Origin of the sequence: Microvirga sp. 17 mud 1-3 (assembly GCF_003151255.1) — a bacterium.
Lineage (GTDB): Bacteria > Pseudomonadota > Alphaproteobacteria > Rhizobiales > Beijerinckiaceae > Microvirga.
The window spans coordinates 3,635,077-3,653,085 of sequence record NZ_CP029481.1; the positions used below are offsets into that span (position 1 = coordinate 3,635,077).

18 protein-coding genes are annotated in these 18,009 nt (G+C 66.6%); 7 read left to right on the top strand and 11 right to left on the bottom strand.

Features of this window, described 5'->3' with window-relative positions:
- Positions 1-172: 172 nt before the first annotated feature.
- On the top strand, positions 173-454 hold the full coding sequence (locus C4E04_RS17080; RefSeq protein ID WP_210204581.1) for a DUF2218 domain-containing protein: 282 nt from the start codon (positions 173-175) through the stop codon (positions 452-454).
- Positions 455-528: 74 nt separating this feature from the next.
- On the opposite strand, the gene glmM is transcribed toward C4E04_RS17080, so the two are convergent.
- A complete protein-coding gene (glmM, locus tag C4E04_RS17085; RefSeq protein WP_109599324.1) occupies positions 529-1,899 on the bottom strand; it encodes a phosphoglucosamine mutase in 1,371 nt (456 codons plus the stop codon).
- A 255-nt stretch (positions 1,900-2,154) separates the two neighbouring features.
- Between glmM and C4E04_RS17090 the strand changes: the two genes are divergently transcribed.
- Both C4E04_RS17090 and C4E04_RS17095 read left to right on the top strand, forming a co-directional pair.
- Positions 2,155-2,400 (top strand): hypothetical protein, encoded by a 246-nt coding sequence (locus C4E04_RS17090; RefSeq protein WP_109599326.1) that lies wholly within the window; start codon positions 2,155-2,157, stop codon positions 2,398-2,400.
- A complete protein-coding gene (locus C4E04_RS17095) occupies positions 2,400-2,843 on the top strand; it encodes a hypothetical protein (protein WP_109599328.1) in 444 nt (147 codons plus the stop codon). The genes C4E04_RS17090 and C4E04_RS17095 overlap by 1 nt, the downstream gene beginning before the upstream one ends.
- A 51-nt stretch (positions 2,844-2,894) precedes the next feature.
- Here the strand turns inward: C4E04_RS17095 and ftsH are convergent, their stop codons facing one another.
- From ftsH to pal, 4 genes are all read right to left on the bottom strand, one after another.
- Positions 2,895-4,814, bottom strand: coding sequence for an ATP-dependent zinc metalloprotease FtsH (gene ftsH, locus C4E04_RS17100; RefSeq protein WP_109599330.1), 1,920 nt, complete (start codon positions 4,812-4,814; stop codon positions 2,895-2,897).
- Between the two features lie 143 nt (positions 4,815-4,957).
- Complete coding sequence (tilS, locus tag C4E04_RS17105) at positions 4,958-5,992, bottom strand: tRNA lysidine(34) synthetase TilS (protein WP_371682006.1); 1,035 nt, start codon at positions 5,990-5,992, stop codon at positions 4,958-4,960.
- A gap of 43 nt (positions 5,993-6,035) precedes the next feature.
- Positions 6,036-7,001: a tol-pal system protein YbgF gene (ybgF, locus tag C4E04_RS17110; RefSeq protein WP_109599334.1), complete on the bottom strand. Its 966-nt coding sequence runs from the start codon at positions 6,999-7,001 to the stop codon at positions 6,036-6,038.
- A gap of 121 nt (positions 7,002-7,122) precedes the next feature.
- The gene (gene pal / locus C4E04_RS17115) at positions 7,123-7,623 is read right to left on the bottom strand and encodes a peptidoglycan-associated lipoprotein Pal (RefSeq protein ID WP_109599337.1); all 501 of its coding nucleotides are present in this window, start codon (positions 7,621-7,623) and stop codon (positions 7,123-7,125) included.
- A gap of 237 nt (positions 7,624-7,860) precedes the next feature.
- Here pal and C4E04_RS17120 point away from each other — a divergent pair, with 237 nt between their 5' ends.
- Positions 7,861-9,408, top strand: a complete 1,548-nt coding sequence (locus tag C4E04_RS17120; protein WP_245416138.1) for a phosphatidylserine/phosphatidylglycerophosphate/cardiolipin synthase family protein — start codon at positions 7,861-7,863, stop codon at positions 9,406-9,408.
- An 86-nt stretch (positions 9,409-9,494) separates the two neighbouring features.
- Positions 9,495-10,112 (top strand): HdeD family acid-resistance protein, encoded by a 618-nt coding sequence (locus C4E04_RS17125; protein WP_109599342.1) that lies wholly within the window; start codon positions 9,495-9,497, stop codon positions 10,110-10,112.
- Between the two features lie 39 nt (positions 10,113-10,151).
- On the opposite strand, the gene C4E04_RS17130 is transcribed toward C4E04_RS17125, so the two are convergent.
- A complete protein-coding gene (locus C4E04_RS17130; RefSeq protein WP_245416139.1) occupies positions 10,152-10,778 on the bottom strand; it encodes a TetR/AcrR family transcriptional regulator in 627 nt (208 codons plus the stop codon).
- Positions 10,779-10,878: 100 nt separating this feature from the next.
- Between C4E04_RS17130 and C4E04_RS17135 the strand changes: the two genes are divergently transcribed.
- On the top strand, positions 10,879-11,640 hold the full coding sequence (locus tag C4E04_RS17135; RefSeq protein WP_174219289.1) for an NIPSNAP family protein: 762 nt from the start codon (positions 10,879-10,881) through the stop codon (positions 11,638-11,640).
- 64 nt (positions 11,641-11,704) lie between these two features.
- Here C4E04_RS17135 and C4E04_RS17140 read toward each other — a convergent pair whose 3' ends face one another.
- The 5 genes from C4E04_RS17140 to tolQ form a co-directional block, all read right to left on the bottom strand.
- On the bottom strand, positions 11,705-12,376 hold the full coding sequence (locus C4E04_RS17140) for a calcium-binding protein (RefSeq protein ID WP_109599344.1): 672 nt from the start codon (positions 12,374-12,376) through the stop codon (positions 11,705-11,707).
- Between the two features lie 174 nt (positions 12,377-12,550).
- Positions 12,551-13,885, bottom strand: a complete 1,335-nt coding sequence (gene tolB, locus C4E04_RS17145) for a Tol-Pal system beta propeller repeat protein TolB (RefSeq protein WP_109599346.1) — start codon at positions 13,883-13,885, stop codon at positions 12,551-12,553.
- A 32-nt stretch (positions 13,886-13,917) separates the two neighbouring features.
- Positions 13,918-15,036, bottom strand: coding sequence for a cell envelope integrity protein TolA (gene tolA / locus C4E04_RS17150; protein WP_109599348.1), 1,119 nt, complete (start codon positions 15,034-15,036; stop codon positions 13,918-13,920).
- 31 nt (positions 15,037-15,067) lie between these two features.
- Positions 15,068-15,514, bottom strand: coding sequence for a biopolymer transporter ExbD (locus tag C4E04_RS17155; protein ID WP_174219290.1), 447 nt, complete (start codon positions 15,512-15,514; stop codon positions 15,068-15,070).
- Positions 15,515-15,526: 12 nt separating this feature from the next.
- Positions 15,527-16,246, bottom strand: coding sequence for a protein TolQ (gene tolQ / locus C4E04_RS17160; protein WP_109599350.1), 720 nt, complete (start codon positions 16,244-16,246; stop codon positions 15,527-15,529).
- 510 nt (positions 16,247-16,756) lie between these two features.
- On the opposite strand from tolQ, the gene C4E04_RS17165 reads away from it, so the two are divergent.
- On the top strand, positions 16,757-17,983 hold the full coding sequence (locus C4E04_RS17165; protein WP_109599352.1) for a glycosyltransferase: 1,227 nt from the start codon (positions 16,757-16,759) through the stop codon (positions 17,981-17,983).
- Positions 17,984-18,009 lie beyond the last annotated feature (26 nt).

Genomic DNA, 18,009 nt, shown 5'->3' on the forward strand with positions numbered 1-18,009 from the left:
GCCACTCCGCACGTGTTCCTCCGGTCCCGGCCATGCGGCGGGCTCTGAAGGCCGAACGTTAAAGGGCAGTGGTTAAGGGGCGATTAACCTTAATTTTCGGTCTATGGACAAAGCCCGACACAGGCGCGGAGGCGCGAATGTTCATGCGGCAGCCATCGAATGGAGACGCACAATGATCCGATCCAGCGCAAGGGTTTCGACCGCGAATGCCAGCCGCTACCTGCAGCAGCTCAGCAAGCATTGGGCGCACAAGTTCGACGTGACCTATAGCGAGACGCAGAGCACCATCCCGTTCGCCGAGGACCGGAAGGCCGAGTTGACGGCCGGGCCAGATCATCTCGAGATCGTCCTCACGGTCCCGGACGAGGAGAGCCGGAACCGGATGCAGAAGATCATCGAGGACCATCTGAACCGCTTCGCGTTCAGGGAGGCGCTTGTCTACGACTGGAGCTGAGCGACAGGCGTCGAGCGTCCTTGCCTCCAAGCCCGCCCCTCACGAAAGGGGCCGGGCTCCAGGGAGAGTGCAGCTCAGGCCGCACCCTTGACGGGAGTATCGGCCAGGGAGGCCGCGCGGCTGACAGCGTCGACCACGTCGTCCACCACGCGGGCGACGAGATCGCTGTCGTCCCCCTCGGCCATGACCCGGATGACGGGCTCGGTGCCCGAAGGACGGATGACAAGGCGGCCCGTCGCGCCCAGGCGCTCGCGGCCGGCCTCGATGGCCTTGACCACGGTTTCGGACTGGAGAGGCTTGCCGGACTTGTAGCGCACGTTCTTCAGGATCTGCGGCAGCGGCTCGAAGCAGTGGCAGACCTCGGAGACCGGGCGGCCAAGCCGCTTGACCACCGCCAGGAGCTGGAGCGCCGCAATGAGGCCATCGCCCGTGGTGGTGTAGTCCGACATGATGATATGGCCGGATTGCTCGCCGCCCAGGTTGAAGCCATGGGCCCGCATGTGCTCGAGCACGTAGCGGTCGCCGACCGCGGTGCGGACGAGGCTGAGGCCGAGATCGCCGAGATAGCGCTCGAGGCCGAGATTCGACATGATGGTGGCCACGATGCCGCCCTGGGTCAGGCGCCCATCCTCGTGCCAGGACCGGGCGACGACGCCCATGAGCTGGTCGCCGTCAACCTTCTGGCCCTTCTCGTCGACGATGAGAACCCGGTCGGCGTCGCCGTCGAGGGCGATGCCCACATCCGCGCGCAGCTCGCGCACCTTGTGGACCAGGGCCTCGGGAGCCGTGGAGCCGACCTCGTGGTTGATGTTGAAGCCGTTCGGCTCGACGCCGATGGACATGACTTCGGCACCCAGCTCCCACAAGGCCTCCGGAGCGACCTTGTAGCCGGCCCCGTTGGCACAGTCGATCACGACCCGCATTCCTTCGAGGTCGAGCTGACGCGGCAGGGTGCGCTTGGCGAATTCGATATAGCGGGCATCCGCGCTCTCGATGCGCTTGGCGCGCCCGAGCAGGGAGGAACCGGCGAGGCGGAACGACAGATCGGAATCGATCAGGCGCTCGATCTCGCGCTCCACTTCGTCGTTGAGCTTGAACCCGTCCGGGCCGAACAGCTTGATGCCGTTATCCTCGTAAGGGTTGTGGGAGGCCGAGATCATGACGCCCAGGTCACAGCGCATGGAGCGGGTCAGCATGGCGACCGCCGGGGTCGGCATCGGTCCAAGGAGCAGCACGTCCATGCCGACCGACGTGAAGCCGGCCACCAGGGCGTTCTCGATCATATAGCCGGACAGGCGGGTGTCCTTGCCGATGATGACCCGGTGCCGGTAATCGCCCCGCTGAAACATGAGGCCGGCCGCCTGGCCGACCTTGAGAGCCAGGTCCGGCGTGATGACCCCGTTAGCACGCCCGCGGATTCCGTCGGTTCCAAAGTATTTGCGCACGTGCTGGTTCTCCGCCTTCTGTAGCGCCGATATGCGCCTTGGTCTTCTCAAAGCAACCTCCCTGAATCGGGTCAAGACTTTCGCGCAGAACCGGCCATCACAAGTGATGAGCGATTGTTACAGTGACGAAGCTCCGCCCCGGTTTGAATTCGGAACTTCGAAGTAGACAGAAAGAAGGTCTTTTGCCGGAAGAGACCCTTCCGGCTACCCCATGGGCCGACTTGACTCTACCTTGGTACATAGGTACCAACGATTATGATCATCGAACGAATCCAGACCGGCGTGCGCCTCGAGAAGAGGCTGGTAAAAGTGCTCAAGGCCCTCGCCGAGCACCAGGACATGAGCCTCGGAGACCTGATCGAGGGGATTGTCCTGCACGCCTTCGAGGGGAAGCAGCCATTCTCCCCTGAAACGCTCCAAACCATTGCGGACCTGCGACGCATCTACGGCCTCACGCTTCAGGCGTCGGACAGTCACAGGCTCAGCGAGGAAAAGCCGTGATGCATCTCGAACGCCGCCATAGCATTGTGCTTCCCGCGCCCGTCGCGGAGATTTTCCCGCTCTTCACCCCGAGTGGCGAGACCCTCTGGGTGAAAGGCTGGGAGCCCGAGTTCCTGCATCCGACGAATGGCGACACGCAGGACGGCATGGTCTTCCGGACCGAGCACGGGGGCGAGACGACCCTCTGGGCCTGTTGCTTATGGGAGCCCGAGGCTTACCGGGTCCGGTACGTCCGGGTCACGCCAAACTCGCGCTTCGGCTTCGTCGAGGTCCGGTGCCGCGAGATCGCTGCCGGGCGAACGGAGGCGACCGTCAGCTACGCCTTCACGGCCCTGAGCGGGGACGGCGAGTCCTATCTTGCCGACCTCGACGAGGAGGCTTTCCGGCGCATGATCGAGGACTGGCGGGTTTCCATCGGCGAATGGCTTGCGAAGGCCGCATGAAAAAAGCCGGCTGGTGTTCCAGCCGGCTTCGGATCGTAATGTGAGGCCGGATCAGGCCTGGGGCTGGGGCTCCATGCCGCCGCCGCTCTCCTTGGGCCGGCCGCGGCCAGCGGTCGGGACGGCGGATCCCCGGCTCGACGACAGATTATCGCCGGTGTCGCGGATCGGAGGCTGGCCGTCGAGGAGGTTGTGGATCTCGTCGCCGGTCAGGGTCTCGTATTCCAAGAGGCCCTTAGCCAGGGTCTCGAGATCGTGGGCCTTCTCGGTCAGGATGCGGCGGGCATCCTCCAGGCCGGCCTCGACCAGGCGGCGCACCTCGGAGTCGATCTTCTGGGCGGTGGCTTCGGACACGTTCTGCTGACGGCCCATCTGCATGCCGAGGAAGACCTCGTCCTGGTTCTCGCCATAGGCGACGGTGCCGAGCTCGGGCGAGAAGCCCCACTTGGTCACCATCATCCGGGCGAGGCGCGTGGCCTGCTCGATGTCGGACTGGGCGCCCGAGGTCACCTTCTCCTTGCCGAAGATCATCTCCTCGGCGATGCGGCCGCCCATCATGATGGCGAGGCGCGAGGTCATCTGCTCGAAGCTCATGGAGAGCTTGTCGCGCTCAGGCAGCTGCATGACCATGCCCAGCGCCCGGCCACGGGGGATGATGGTGGCCTTGTGGACCGGGTCGGTCGCCGGGACGTTGAGGGCGACGATGGCGTGGCCGGCCTCGTGATAGGCCGTCAGGCGCTTCTCGTCGTCGGTCATGACCAGGGTGCGCCGCTCGGCGCCCATCATGACCTTGTCCTTCGCGTCCTCGAACTCGTGCATGGTGACGATGCGCTTGCCGCGCCTTGCCGCCAGGAGGGCCGCCTCGTTCACAAGGTTCATCAGGTCGGCGCCCGAGAAGCCGGGGGTGCCGCGGGCGATGACCTTCAGGTCCACGTCGGGAGCGAGCGGGACCTTGCGCACATGGACGCGCAGGATCTTCTCGCGGCCGGTGACGTCCGGGTTCGGGACAACGATCTGCCGGTCGAAGCGGCCGGGACGCAGGAGCGCCGGGTCAAGCACGTCGGGGCGGTTCGTCGCCGCGATGATGATGATGCCCTCGTTGGCCTCGAAGCCGTCCATCTCCACCAGGAGCTGGTTGAGGGTCTGCTCACGCTCATCGTTGCCGCCGCCGAGGCCGGCGCCGCGATGGCGGCCGACCGCGTCGATCTCGTCGATGAAGATGATGCAGGGGGCGTTCTTCTTGGCCTGGTCGAACATGTCGCGTACGCGGGAAGCACCCACGCCCACGAACATCTCGACGAAGTCGGAGCCCGAGATGGTGAAGAACGGCACGTTGGCCTCGCCCGCAACGGCCCGGGCCGTCAGGGTCTTACCCGTGCCGGGAGGGCCGACGAGCAGCACACCGCGCGGGATGCGGCCGCCGAGGCGCTGGAACTTCTGCGGATCGCGGAGGAATTCCACGATCTCCTGCAGGTCTTCCTTGGCCTCATCGACGCCCGCGACATCGTCGAAGGTCACGCGGCCATGCGCCTCGGTCAGAAGCTTGGCCTTGGACTTGCCGAAGCCCATGGCCCGGCCCGCGCCGTTCTGCATCTGCCGCGACAGGAACACCCACGCGCCGATGAACAGCGCGATCGGCAGGATGTTCATGAGGACGGCGATGAACCAGGGGGTGGAGTCGGATTGCGGACGGGCCGTGATCTGCACGCCCTTCTGCTGCAGCTTCGTCACCAGGCTCGGATCATTCGGCGCATAGGTCGTGAAGGTACGGCCATCCGTATAGGTGCCGCTGATCTCCGGACCGGAGATGACCACGTTCGAAATGCGCCCAGCATCGGCATCGCTGAGAAGCTGGCTATAGGCAATGTCGCCGCTGCCGCCACGATGGCCCGGGCTCTGGAACAGGGTCACGAGCGCGAGCACCAGCAGGAAGATGACGACCCACAAGGCGAAATTGCGGAAATTTGAATTCATCGGATCAGTTTCTGCCCCAGAGGGAGACGAACGCGGGGCATGCCCCGCGCGGCTAAACTCAATGTAGGCGTGGAGCCTCCCCTTGCCAAGGGAATGCGGCGCCCATGCGGCATCTCATGCGGTCTTTGATGAACGGATAGCCCTCAAACCGGCGCCCTTCCCCGCCGACGAGGCGGTTCCGGCGCCAGGGTGAGGCCCCCGCGGGCATCGAGCCGGACCAGCGCCCCTGACACGGTGGCCCGAAAGGCTTCCCCCTTCGCCAGGGCATCCCGGAGCCGACCGACGCAGGCCTCGATACGTTGGAGACGGCCGGTTTCCGGCCGGATTCCCGCCCTGTCGAGGGCCTGGACGAAGGCCCGGAGCGCGATCTCGAAGGGCTCCTCGGCCAGGGGGGCGGCATCGAGCCGCAAGCCACCCTCCCCGGCCACGGGCCGAGCCCGGCCCAGGGCCTCGGCGGCCTTGGCATCAAGCGCCTCCTCGGCCTGCCGGGCCCTGCGCGCGAGGCCGGCCAGGCGCTCGGCCGTCAGGCCCTCCGCAGCGAGGGCCGGCATGAGGCGCCGCCAGCGCACCCGCGCGAAGCGCTCGTCCAGGTTCGAGGGGTCCTCCACGAAGGGCCACCTTTCCCGGCCGCACAGGGCGAGGAGCATGCTCTTCGGGCAATCAAGGAGCGGCCGGACATGGCGCAGGCCGTCCCGGTCGCGCTCGGGCCGCATCCCGCCGAGGCCCGCGAGCCCCGACCCCCGCGACAGGCGCATGAGCAGGGTCTCGGCCTGGTCGTCCAGCGTGTGAGCGGTGACGAGGTGGGTGGCGCCCTCCTCCCGGGCGCAGCCGATCAGAAGCCGGTAGCGCGCCTCGCGGGCCGCCTCCTGAAGACCCGTCCCGGGCTTGGGGCCAGTCCAGACGAGGGTCCGGTGGGGAAAGCCGAGGCGGGAGGCCTCCGCGGCCACGAAAGCGGCCTCCCGGGCAGCTTCGGGGCGCAGGCCGTGATCCACGGTGGCGACGATCACGGGCGGCCGGGCAGCGGATCCGCGCCACAGGGCCAGGAGATGCATGAGAGCCATGGAATCCGGCCCGCCTGACACGGCTGCGACGATTCCACGGGCGGAGGATAGGGAAAAAAAGAGAGCCTCCAGCCATTCGGCGGAGGCAGGATCAATGGGTGCGGAGGAGCGGGTCACGCGAAAGGCGGGAGCGGCACGCAGGCCATCCTCAACCGCACGCTCAGCTGCACTTGGACCGGCGCTGCTCGCGCTCGGAGGCCTGGCGCACATTCGGGGAAGCCTGGGGATACTTGCGGTCGAGTTCGCCGAAGACCGCGCAGGCCCGGTCGCGGGCGCCGAGGCCGTTGAGGGAAATGCCAAGCTTCAGGAGCGCATCGGGCGCACGGGCCGCGCTGGGGTGCTCCGTGGACACGTTCAGGAACTGCTCCGCCGCCTCCCGGTAGCGGTTGCGCTGGAGATAGGTCTCGCCGAGCCAGTAGGCGGCTTCGGGCACCAGCTTGTCGCGGGGGTTGGACTGCAGGAACCGGCGGAAGCCCATCTCGGCCTCCTCGTACTGGCGCTGCGCGAAATAGCCGTAGGCGGTCTCGAAATCGGACCGCGGATCGCCGACGCTGGTGGCCGCGACGCTCGGACCGCGGGAGGCCGGAGCGGCCGGGATCGCCCCTGTTGGGATCGCGACCGTGCGGCCGGCGGGATTGATGTCGAGGGGCGCCGCATCCATGGCCATGTCGTCCTCCTGGATCAGCTCCCCGATTCCGGACACCTGCCCGGGCATCTGGCCCCCGGGAAGGGGAGCGGGCTGGCCCATCTCCGCCGTGAGAGGGGCCGACGGAGGGGTCGCTCCCAGGGGAAGCGGAGCCCCGGGGGCGCTGGGCGCCTCCGAGGGGTTGAAGACGTCGCTGCGTCGCTGGGGCTGCGGGGCCGGACGGGCCGGCGCGCTGCCACCGGGCGAGGCCTTGCCGCCCCGGCCCTCCTGGAATCGGTAATCCACGTCTTCCTGGAACTTGCGGAGCTGCTCCTTGAGAACCTGGTTCTCGTGCTGGAGCTGCTCCATCTGCCCGGACATCTGCCGGAACTGGTTCTCGAGCCGGTTGAGACGGACGATAGCCTCGGCGGCGTCCTGCGCGGCGGCAGGCCCGGCGAGGGCTGTCAGGAAGGCGAAGAAGACGATCAGTCGGCGCAGCATTCTGGAAAACCGTTGAGGTCGCAGCAAAGGTGCCGATAACACAAATGCGCCGCCACGGCGAGATTGTGGCGGCGCAGCGCGGCCCTTCGCGAATCGGAAGGGAAAAGTCACGTTTTGATCCTTACGCTCCGGCACCTGCGCTCAGCACCGTGACGGCGCGGCGGTTCTGCGACCAGCAGGAGATGTCGTTGCAGACCGCAACCGGGCGCTCCTTACCGTAGGACACGGTGCGCAGGCGCGAGGCGTTGATGCCGCGGGACACCAGATAATCACGCACGTTCTGGGCGCGGCGGGCGCTGAGCGAGAAGTTGTATTCGCGGGTACCGCGCTCGTCCGCATGGCCCTCGATGATGAAGGTGTAGTTCGGATAGCGGTTGAGCCACTGGGCCTGCTTGTCGAGGGTCGCGGTGGCGGTCGGGGTCAGGTCGGTCTGGTCGGTCTCGAAGAACACCCGGTCGCCCACATTGACGACGAAATCCTGGGCGCTGCCCGGCGTGGCTGCTCCGCCGGCCCCGAAGCCGCCGGCCCCGTCGGCCATTCCATCTTTGTTGGACGAACACGCCGCCGCCCCGAGGGCGAGGACGATGGCAGCGGCGAACTTGACGGCGCGCAACGTCATCATTGGCAATACTCCTTACACAAACGTCTGCCGAACGTTGTGTGATCTATATCGGGCGATGGTTAAGGGACGGTTTTGTCGGTCGGGACGGGCGAAGCTGGATTAAGGTGAATCGCACCCGGGCCGGGAAACCTGGGCTTAGGGTTAATTAGGAGTAAATGCGGCAAAGAGGTGGCATCGGAGGGCCGGTGACGCACGGCTTGGCTTTTTGATCGCACGGGCAAGCCGAATGGCCGGTTCATGCGTTATACAGTCATGAGTTCGTCCATCACGCCCTTCCCTCCCCTAAGACATCCCGAGCCGACGCCTCCGGGTCCCCTGGACTACCGGCTGGAACGCGCCTTTGCGCGCATTGCCGACAGCGACCTGCGTAAGGGCAATGCCGTCGCGCTCCTGAAGGATGCCGGCGAGAATTATCCGGCCTGGCTCGAGGCGATCCGCGGCGCCCGCCAGGTCATTCACTTCGAGAACTTCATCATTGCGGACGACACCACCGGCCGCACCTTCGCCGAGGCCCTGATGGAGCGGGCCCAGGCCGGCGTGACGGTGCGAGTGCTCTACGACTGGCTCGGCTCGTCCTGGCGGGCCCTGCCGGGCTTCTGGAACCGGCTGCGGCGGGCCGGCGTGGAGGTGCGGGTGTTCAATCCTCCGCGTTTGACGAATCCCTTCTGGATCCGCCGCAATCACCGCAAGGTCATCACGGTGGACGGCCGCAAGGGCTTCGTGGCGGGCCTGTGCGTCTCGAATGCCTGGGAGGGCTCGGACGGGGCCGAACCCTGGCGGGACACGGGCCTGATGCTGGAGGGCCCCGTGGTGGCCGATCTCGATGCCGCCTTCGCGGACAGCTGGGCGCGGGCCGGCACGCCCATCGACCGGGGCGAGCGCAGCGGCCTTCCGGCTATCCCAGAGGCCGGCACGGTGGCCGCGCGGGTGATCTGCGGCCGGCCGGGCATGTTCCGGACCTATCGGTTCGACCAGTTCGTCGCCGCGACGGCCCAACGCAATCTCTGGCTGACGGACGCCTATTTCGTTCCCACCACCTCCTATGTCCAGGCGCTGGCGGAGGCCGCGCGGGACGGGGTGGATGTGCGGCTTCTCGTGCCGGGCACGAGCGACGTGACATGGCTGCAGCCGGTCGTCCGAGCCGGCTATCGCTCCCTCGTGGAGGCCGGAATCCGCATCTTCGAATGGAAAGGCACCATGCTCCATGCCAAGACCGCCGTGGCGGACGGGCGCTGGGCGCGGGTGGGCTCGACCAATCTCAACCTAGCGAGCTGGGCCACCAACTGGGAGCTCGACGTGGTGCTGGAGGACCGCGGCTTCGCCGAGGCCATGGAGGAGATGTATCTCAAGGACCTCACCAACGCGACCGAGATCGTCCCGGGCCTCCTGACCCGCCGCCGGCAGACCCAGAAGATGCGCTCCCGCCGCCTGCACCGCCCCCGGAAGGGCGATGTGCGGCGGCTGGCCGCCGGGGCCCTGGCTCTGGGCAACAGCATCGGCAAGTCCGTGAATGCCCGCTCCCTCACGGCGACGGAGGCAAGCAGCATCGCGGTGATCGGCGGTGCCCTGCTGGTGCTGGCCGTGATCGTCGCCCTGTTCCCGACCCTGGTCGTGCTGCCGCTGGTGATCGGGCTCGCCTGGATCGGACTGGCGCTCATGACCCGGGCGCTGCGCCTGAAATGGCGTGTCCGGGCGCGCCGCCGGAAGCTGGAGCGCAGGCGGAGATTCGCGATCGCCCAGGAGGAAGAGGCCGCTGCCGACCGGGAGGCCCTCCGAGAGGAATGAAACCCTCTGCCAAGCTTGAGCGTTGACTTGTTACCTAACGTTATGTCGGGCATGATGACGTGCCCGAAAGACCGAAGGAGGTCACCATGGCAGGCGGTTCTTCACCATCCTACGGATCCTTCGACCGCGCCGAGGCGATGAGTGCCCTTTTGGCGCAGAACTGGTGGGCGGTCGCCCTGCGCGGCGTCTTCGCCATCATCTTCGCGCTGATCGCCCTGTTCGTGCCCGGGGCGACGATCCTGTCCCTTGTGCTGTTCTTCTCTGCCTACATGCTGGTGGACGGCGTCATCACCATCGTGGCGGCCGTGCGGGCGGCCTCGCAGCACCAGCGCTGGGGCCTGCTCGTCTTCGAGGGGATCGTCGACATCGCGGTCGGTGTCATCGCGTTCCTCTGGCCAGGCCTGACAGTGGTGTTCTTCGTCACCCTCATGGCTGTGTGGTCGCTGATCACGGGCATTCTCGAAATCGTGGCCGCCTTCAAGCTGAACCCGGCCTATGGACGCGGCTGGCTGATCTTCAGCGGGATCGTGTCGATCCTGTTCGGTATCGCGCTGCTCGTCGCTCCGCTTCTCGGCGCCGTGGTGCTGACCTGGTGGCTCGGCGCCTACGCGATGGTCTTCGGCATCACGCTGCTCGTCCTCGCCTTCAAGCTGCGGAGCCGCAAGGACGATACACCCGCCGCCGCCATGCCGCGCGGGGCCTGAAGAGGTCCACCACCGGACTCATGACATAGGGCCGTCGCCTCAGGCGGCGGCCTTTCCGGTCATCATCTGCCCGAGAAGAGCGGCACACACCCGCAAGGGCTCTGCGCTCTGGCCCGCCTTCGCCATGGCCATCGCGCCCGAATAGGCCGCGACCACGAAGGTCGCGAAGGCCTCGGCCTCGAGGTGGGCAAACCGGCCTGCCTCCTGATCGGCCCGGATCCTTTCCGCAATCGCGTGACGCCAGCGCCCGAAGATGTCGTCGATCTCCGCCTGAAAATCCGCATCCTGCCGGGACAGCTCAAGGGCGAGGTTGTTGAGCGGGCAACCCGATACCGCCCCCTTCCCGTCCAGCTCCGCCGCGATGGCCGCAAAGACGCTTTGGATGCCCTCCGCCGCATCCGGTGCCGCGCGGACAGGCGCGATCCAGGTCTCCTCGACCGCATCGGCCACCCGGTCCCGCAGGACCGCGAGGCCGAGATCCTTCTTGGTCGGGAAATGATGGGACAGAGCCCCGCCCGTGGCCCCGGCCTCCCGTTTCAGATCGTGCACCGAGGTGGCGTTGTAGCCCTGCGCCGTGAAGGCCGCGAAAGCTACATCGAGCAGCCGCTGCCGCATCCCTTCCGGATCGTTCGTCCGCTTCCGCCGCTCGGAATCCCGTCTCGTCATCCTGTCCTCCCCGTCCGAGAAAGATAGCAGGTTGACAAAACAGGACAAGCGTCCTGTATTTGCAAACAGGACGCTTGTCCTGTTTTATGGGGGAACTTCAATGTCGGCACAGGTCATGGATCGGATGAAGACGGAGGACACAGGCGGCCCGGTGGTCGAGCTGCGGCGATACCGGCTGCGGCCGGGCGCACGGGAGGACCTGATCGGCCTGTTCGAGGAGGCTTTCATCGAGCCGCAGGAGGCAGCCGGCATGCAGGTGATCGGCCAGTTCCGCGACCCCGATGATCCGGACGCCTTCGTGTGGCTGCGGGGATTTGCCGACATGGAGACCCGGGCCCGGGCGCTCGCGGATTTCTATGGGGGCCCCGTCTGGGCCGCTCACCGGGATCGGGCCAACGGCACCATGGTGAACTCGGACAACGTGCTGCTCCTGCGCCCTGCCCTGCCGGGCGGCGGCTTCGCGCTGCCGCATCGCCTTGATGACGATGCGGCCGGGCAGCGGTCCGGCCTGGTCGTCGCGACCACCTGCTCGCTCGCTCCGCACACGGATACGGATTTCTCCGCCTTCTTCGAAGCAAGCGTCAGGCCCGCCCTGACGGCGGCGGGCGCCCGGGTTCTCGCGACCTTCGTGACCGAGCGGAGCCCCAACACCTTCCCGCGCCTGCCGGTCCGGGAGGGCGAGACCGTCTTCGTCTGGTTTTCAGGGTTCGCCGACGAGGCGGCTTACAATCGTCATCGCGCGGACCTCGCCCGCTCGCAGGCGTGGACTGCCGAGGCATGGCCGGAAATCGAGCGCCGCACTTGGCGGCCGAGTGAAGTCACCCGCCTCGTCCCGACCGCCCGCTCCCTGTTGCGAGGCTGAGCCCCGTTCGTGGGAACGAGGCCCTGGCCAGGGGAAAGGGCTAGAACCCGCCCTTTGCGGTTATTCAGATCCCGACGAAATCTGCGTATGTCATCGCGGATTTCGTCACATTATACGCGAAGATGCGCGCGCCTTGCGCACCATTGCCGTCAGGATCGTAGGAGATTGCCCCTGTTGCCTGATTATAGATGATGCGGTCATCCGCCTCGCTCGCTTGTGACCCAAGTTGGAAAGCGCCGCTGGACAGCGTCCCTTTTTGCACCGCCTCGAAGAAGCCGCGGTCAAGCATGATCGTGTCGTCAGAGGCCTTGAAATCCATGATTTTGTCCGGCCTTCCCTGCTCGAATTCGAAGATAAACTTGTCGCGGCCGGGCCCTCCGTAGAGGGTATTCAAGCCCTCATGACCTGCGAGCCTGTCATTGCCGGCTCCGCCATAAAGAATGTCGTTCCCGATCTCGCCGATCAGTTCGTCGTTCCCCGTCCCGCCGTCGAGAATGTCGTTTCCGCTCCCGCCGGTCAGGGTATCGTTTCCGGCATTGCCGTATAGGCGATCATTGCCGCGGTCGTCGAAAATAGTGTCATTTCCGCCAAGACCGGAGATCACGTCGTTGCCCTTTGTCCCCTCAAGATCATCAGAGCGGCTGGTCCCCGCAATTCTCTTCGCGAGCATGAATCCCAGATCATGGGCGCTCGCCGCCGATGCCTCCTGCCAGCCCCGTTCAATCAGCCCCATCATTTCATTCTCCTCGAATAATGGACGAAGAAATGATTGATATATTATATCAGACGAGGATGTAAGACTTCGCACTTCGCGGCCGAACGAGGTCTCGCGCCTCGTCCCGACCGCCCGCTCCTTGTTGCGCGACTGAGCCCCAAACGAAAAGGGCGCCCGAAGGCGCCCTTTTGCGTGTCAGTTCTGGGCCCGGTTCTCGCTCAGGAGCGGGGACCAGGTCGGGTCCGACGCATAGGAGGGGGTCTGTATCGGCTGCTCGACCCGGCCCGTGATGTCGACCATGTAGAGCTTGCCGCCCGCCTGCCCGCCGGGATCGCGGAAGAACAGGATGTACTGGCCGTTCGGCGCCCAGGTGGGGCTCTCGTTGTGGAAGCCTTCCGTCAGGATACGCTCGCCTGAGCCGTCGGGCTTCATGATGCCGATGGAGAAGCCGCCGGCGCGGCGCTTGGTGAAGGCGATGTAATCACCCCGGGGCGACCAGGCCGGCTGCGAATAGGAGCCGTCCCCGAACGAGATGCGGCGCTGGTTCGAGCCGTCCGCGTTCATGGCGTAGATCTGCTGCTGCCCGCCCCGGTCGCTCTCGAACACGATCTGCGAGCCGTCCGGCGAGAAGGACGGGGACGTGTCGATGGCGGCCGTGGAGGTGAGCCGCGTGGTGGCGCGAGAATTCAGGTCCATCATGAAGATGTTGGCGTTGCCGCCCTGCTGCAGGCTCATGACGATCCGCTGGCCGTCCGGCGAGAAGCGCGGGCTCGAGGTCATGTCCGGGAAGTTGCCGACCACCTGGCGGGAGCCGGTCTCCAGGTTGATCACCTGCACCCGCGGCTGCTGGCCCTCGACCTGGGACATGTAGGTGATGTCCTGGGAGGCCGGCGAATAGCGCGGCGTCACCACGAGGTTGTCGCCCTGGGTCAGGAACCGGACATTGGCCCCGTCCTGGTCCATGATGGCGAGCCGCTTGCGGCGGTTCTCCTTCGGGCCGGACTCGTCCACGAACACGATGCGCGTGTCGAAGAAGCCGCCGAAGCCCGTGAGCTTGGAATAGACCGCGTCGGAAATGATGTGGCCGACCCGGCGCCAGAAATTGGGATCCGTCACATATTGCTGGCCGGTGAGCTGCTGACCCGTATCCACGTCCCAGAGGCGGAACTCGGCTTTCAGGCGGCCCGAGGGGTCGCGGGTTACGCGGCCCGTCACCAGGGCCTGGGCGCCCGCGAGCTTCCAGGCCTCGAAGCGCGGCGCCGTGTCGAAGGCCGGACGCTCCGGAAAGCGCGACCGGTCGAGGGGCGCAAAATAGCCCGAGCGCTGCAGGTTGCTGGAGATGATCCCCGAGACCCGCTGGCCGAGGTCACCCTCGCCGGCGAAATCAGCGACCGCGATGGGCATGGGCTGGAACTGCCCGCCCGGCCCGACGCGGAAGCTCAGCTGCGCGAAGGCCGCGGGAGCAATGGCAAGCGTCGGCACAAGGAAGGCGAGCACGACGAGGAGACGGGAGACGAGGCGAGTGATCATGAGGGCATGTCTCAAGCGGTGGGAACTTCAGATCAGGTGGGAGTGAACTCGACGTTCAGGACCTTCCAATCGGAGTAGTAAGGGGCGAATTGGGCCGGAACACGGTAAGGCGCGCAGCGCCGAACGGCTCGCAGCGCCGCATCCGCAATGGCTCGGTCGGTGGATGCTCCGCCGCTCCTCATGACGGTCGGCTCGCTGGCCAGGGAACCGTCCTGGTTGAGGCGGATATCCAGGATCGGAGAGGCGGCATTGCCGGCGGAGGCACTGATCGGCGCGCTGTAGCACCGCTCCATCTGCTCACGCAGGAGTCCCATCAGGGAATCGCGCATGCTCGGGCTGAGCTTCGCGGCCGATCCCGTCGCGGTGCCGAGGGAGGCGGTCTTCTGGACCTCCGATCCAGTCGCGCCGGTGGATTGGTGCCGCTCTTTGTTCTCCAGGAACTGCTTGAGGTCGCCCATGTCGAGCTTCTTGGCGAGCTGGGCCTCCTTGCGGGCCTTGGCCTCGGCCTCCGCCTTGGCCTTCGCTTCCGCGACCTTCTTGGCCTCGGCCGCCGCCTTGGCCTTGGCTTCGGCCTCGGCTTTCGCTTTCGCCTCTGCGAGCTTCTTGGCTTCGGCCTGGGCTTTGGCCTCGGCTTCCGCCTTGGCTTTCGCTTCGGCCTCGGCCTTTGCTTTCTCAGCGGCCTTGGCGCGCTCGATGGCTTCCGCCTCGGCCTTGGCCTCGGCGATCTTCTTCTCTTCCTCGAGCGCCTTGGCCTTCGCCTCTGCCTCGGCCTGCGTGGGCTTGGGCGGAGGAGGCGGCGGCGGAGGCTGAGCCGCGACCGGCTCCTCCTTCTCGGCCACCTTCATCTCTTCGGGGCGCTTGGGCGGGGCCGGCGCGTCGCGCTTGTCCTCGCCGGGATCGCGCAGTTCGGCCTTGTCGGCCACGCGCTCGGCCCGGGGCTTAGGATCCGGCAGGACCGCCTTCGCGGTCTTCTCGCCCTTGGTGATCTGGGAGAACTGGTTGTCCGTGATGACCTCGACCGGGATGCCTTCCTGCGCCTCGGGGAATTCGCTGGCGACGGACAGGCCGGCGAGCGCCGCGACCAGGAGCACCGCATGCGTGGTGCCCGAGACCCACAGGCCCGGCTCGGAGGTGTTGAATTTGAGCTTCAACGCCACGGTCTCGCCCCTCTTCCTGTCCGGCTCAGCGCTGGTCCGGTTCCGTGACGAGGGCGACGCGCTTGTAGCCTGCCCCGGTCACGATGGACATGACCTGTGCGACACGGCCGTAATCGACCTTCTTGTCGCCGCGCACGAAGATGCGCTCGTCGAGACCGCCCTTGGCGACCTCGCTCAGCTTGCCGACGATGGCGTCGTCCGCGAGCTCCGCATCGCCCATGAAGACCTGGCCGGTCGCCTTGATCGACAGGGTCACGGGCTTGGCGTCCATGTTGAGGGGCGCCGCCTTGGTCTGCGGAAGATCGAGGGGAACGCCCGCCGTCATCATCGGCGCCGCCACCATGAAGATGATAAGCAGCACCAGCATGACGTCGATGAACGGCGTCATGTTGATCTCGTTCATGGCGCCGCCGCGATGGGCGCGCCGCCGGCGACGGGAGCCTCCCTTGGCCATGCCTGCCATCGATGCCATTCCGGTTCCCCCTTAGGCCGCGAGCGCGATGCGCTCGTCGATCTGGCGCGACAGGATGGCCGAGAACTCGTCCGCAAAGCCTTCGAGCCGCGACTGCAGCTTGCCCACCTCGCTCTGGAGCTTGTTGTAGGCGAGCACCGCCGGGATGGCCGCGAAGAGGCCGATGGCGGTGGCGAACAGCGCCTCCGCGATGCCCGGCGCCACCACGGCGAGGCTCGTGCTCTTCGAGGCGGCGATGGACGTGAAGGAGTTCATGATGCCGACCACGGTGCCGAAGAGGCCGATATAGGGGCCGGCCGAACCGATGGAGGCCAGGACCGTCAGCTTGGAATCGAGCCGCTCGACCTCCCGCTGGATCGTCACGTCGAGCACCTTGTCGATGCGCTGGGACAGGCTCTGGAAGGAGCGGCCCGAACCTTCGAAGGAGCGCTTCCATTCCCGCATGGCGGCGACGAACACGGCCGCAAGGCCCGAAGCCGGGCGGCTCTGGAGGGAGCGGAACAGCTCCTCGAGGGACTGGCCCGACCAGAACACCTCCTCGAACTTGTCCATGGACCGCTTGGTGCGGGCATAAAGCAGGGTCTTGTCGATAATGATGGCCCAGCACCAGACGGAGGCGCCGAGAAGGCCCAGCATGACGAGCTTGACGATGAAATGAGCCTGCCAGAACAGGCCGAAAAGGGACATGTCGTGGGCCACAGGGACTGCCTGGGCCACATCCGCCGGATTCATGATTCGCGTCCTTGCTCCTCGAGCAGCCCGGAAACGGGCCCACCGCATTCGTAGGAAAATCTTGTGCGTATCATTGTTCGTTCGCGCCCGAATCTGTCGAAAATAAGGGCGTACGCCCATGGGCCGCCGATCTTCCCGGTCCGTTACATGTTAAGCACAGAGTAAGGTTAAGGCTTGGTTTAAGGGGGATTTCGCGCCCGCCCGCCGCACCCTCTCCGAACGAGCTGCGACGCTTCGCCTTAGAGGAGAACCTCATGCCGGGACCGGGCTGGGCTTCAGTCGGTCCCCGCGGCCCGAAGCCTTGCGTGGAGCCGGTCTGACCGGACAAGACCCTGGAGGCAGGCGCTCACATCGCCTTGCTGGATAAGCGCGGGGTAAGTCAGGGAATGGAAGGCACGGCTGCTTTCCGAAATCATCATCTAGCCGCCCCAGGGACTTGCGGCAAGCCCCCCATCATGCGCCATGAATCCCGCCCTCAATTCGAATCACGGATGAGAGGGAGCAGGAAAAATGCGCATTCTGTTATCGACCTATGGGTCGCGCGGAGACGTCCAGCCGCTGGCAGGGCTCGGCCTCGCGCTGCAGGCGCTCGGCGTCGAGGTGCTGGTCTCCGCACCGGCCGATGCCGAGTTCGTGGAACTCCTGGACCGGGTGGGCCTGCCCCTGGCGCCGGCCTTCATGCCCGTGCGCCAGTGGATCGAGACAGCGAAGCTCTCGGGGGAAAGGCTGCCCCGGCTCGCAGCCCGGATGGTCCCGGCTCAATTCGACGCGATCACGGCCGCGGCCAAGGGCTGCGACGCCATCGTGGCGACAGGCCTGTTCCCGTCCACGGCCGCCGCGCAATCGGCCGCCGAGGTGCTGGGCATCCCCTTCGTCCTCGCGACCTTCTGCCCGCTCATCCTGCCGTCGCCGCACCATCCGCCCATGCCCTATCCCGGCTGGCCGCACCCGCCCGGAATGACCGACAATCTGGCCCTATGGGCATTCAATGCCCAGGCGATGGACGCCCTGTTCGGCGAGGCGGTCAACGCGCACCGAGCCACGGTCGGCCTGCCCACGCTCGCCCATGTTCGCGACCATGTCATTACGCGCCGCCCCTGGCTCGCGTCGGACCCGGTTCTCAGCCCCTGGCAGCCGAACGACCTCATTGATGCCGTACAGACCGGCGCCTGGATCCTGCCGGATCGGCGTCCGCTCCCGACGGAACTGGAGGCGTTCCTCGATGCGGGCGAACCTCCGGTCTATGTGGGCTTCGGCAGCATGGCCATGCAGGCCGCGCCGGATGCGGCCCGCGACGCAATCGCGGCGGTCCGCTCGCAGGGCCGCCGCGTGATCCTCGCCCAGGGTTGGGCCAACCTGACGCGGATCGACGACCGGGACGATTGCCTTGCGGTCGGCGAGGTCAATCAGCAGGCGCTGTTCGGCCGGGTCGCGGCCGTCGTGCACCATGGCGGCGCAGGCACGACAACGGCGGCCGCGCGCGCCGGAGCGCCTCAGGTGGTGGTGCCCCAGGTGGCCGACCAGCCCTATTGGGCCCGCCGCGTGGCCGATCTGGGCATCGGAGCCGCCCATGACGGTCCGGTCCCGACCGTCGAGTCCCTGTCGGCGGCGCTCAAGGCAGCGCTTGCCCCCGAGACCCGCAAGCGGGCAGCCGCAACCGCAAGCACGATCTACCCGGACGGCGCAAAGCTCGCTGCGGACAGGCTCGTTGCTGCAATCAACGGGAAGGAGCTTTAGGGCTCAGGGAGCGGGACAGGCCGGAA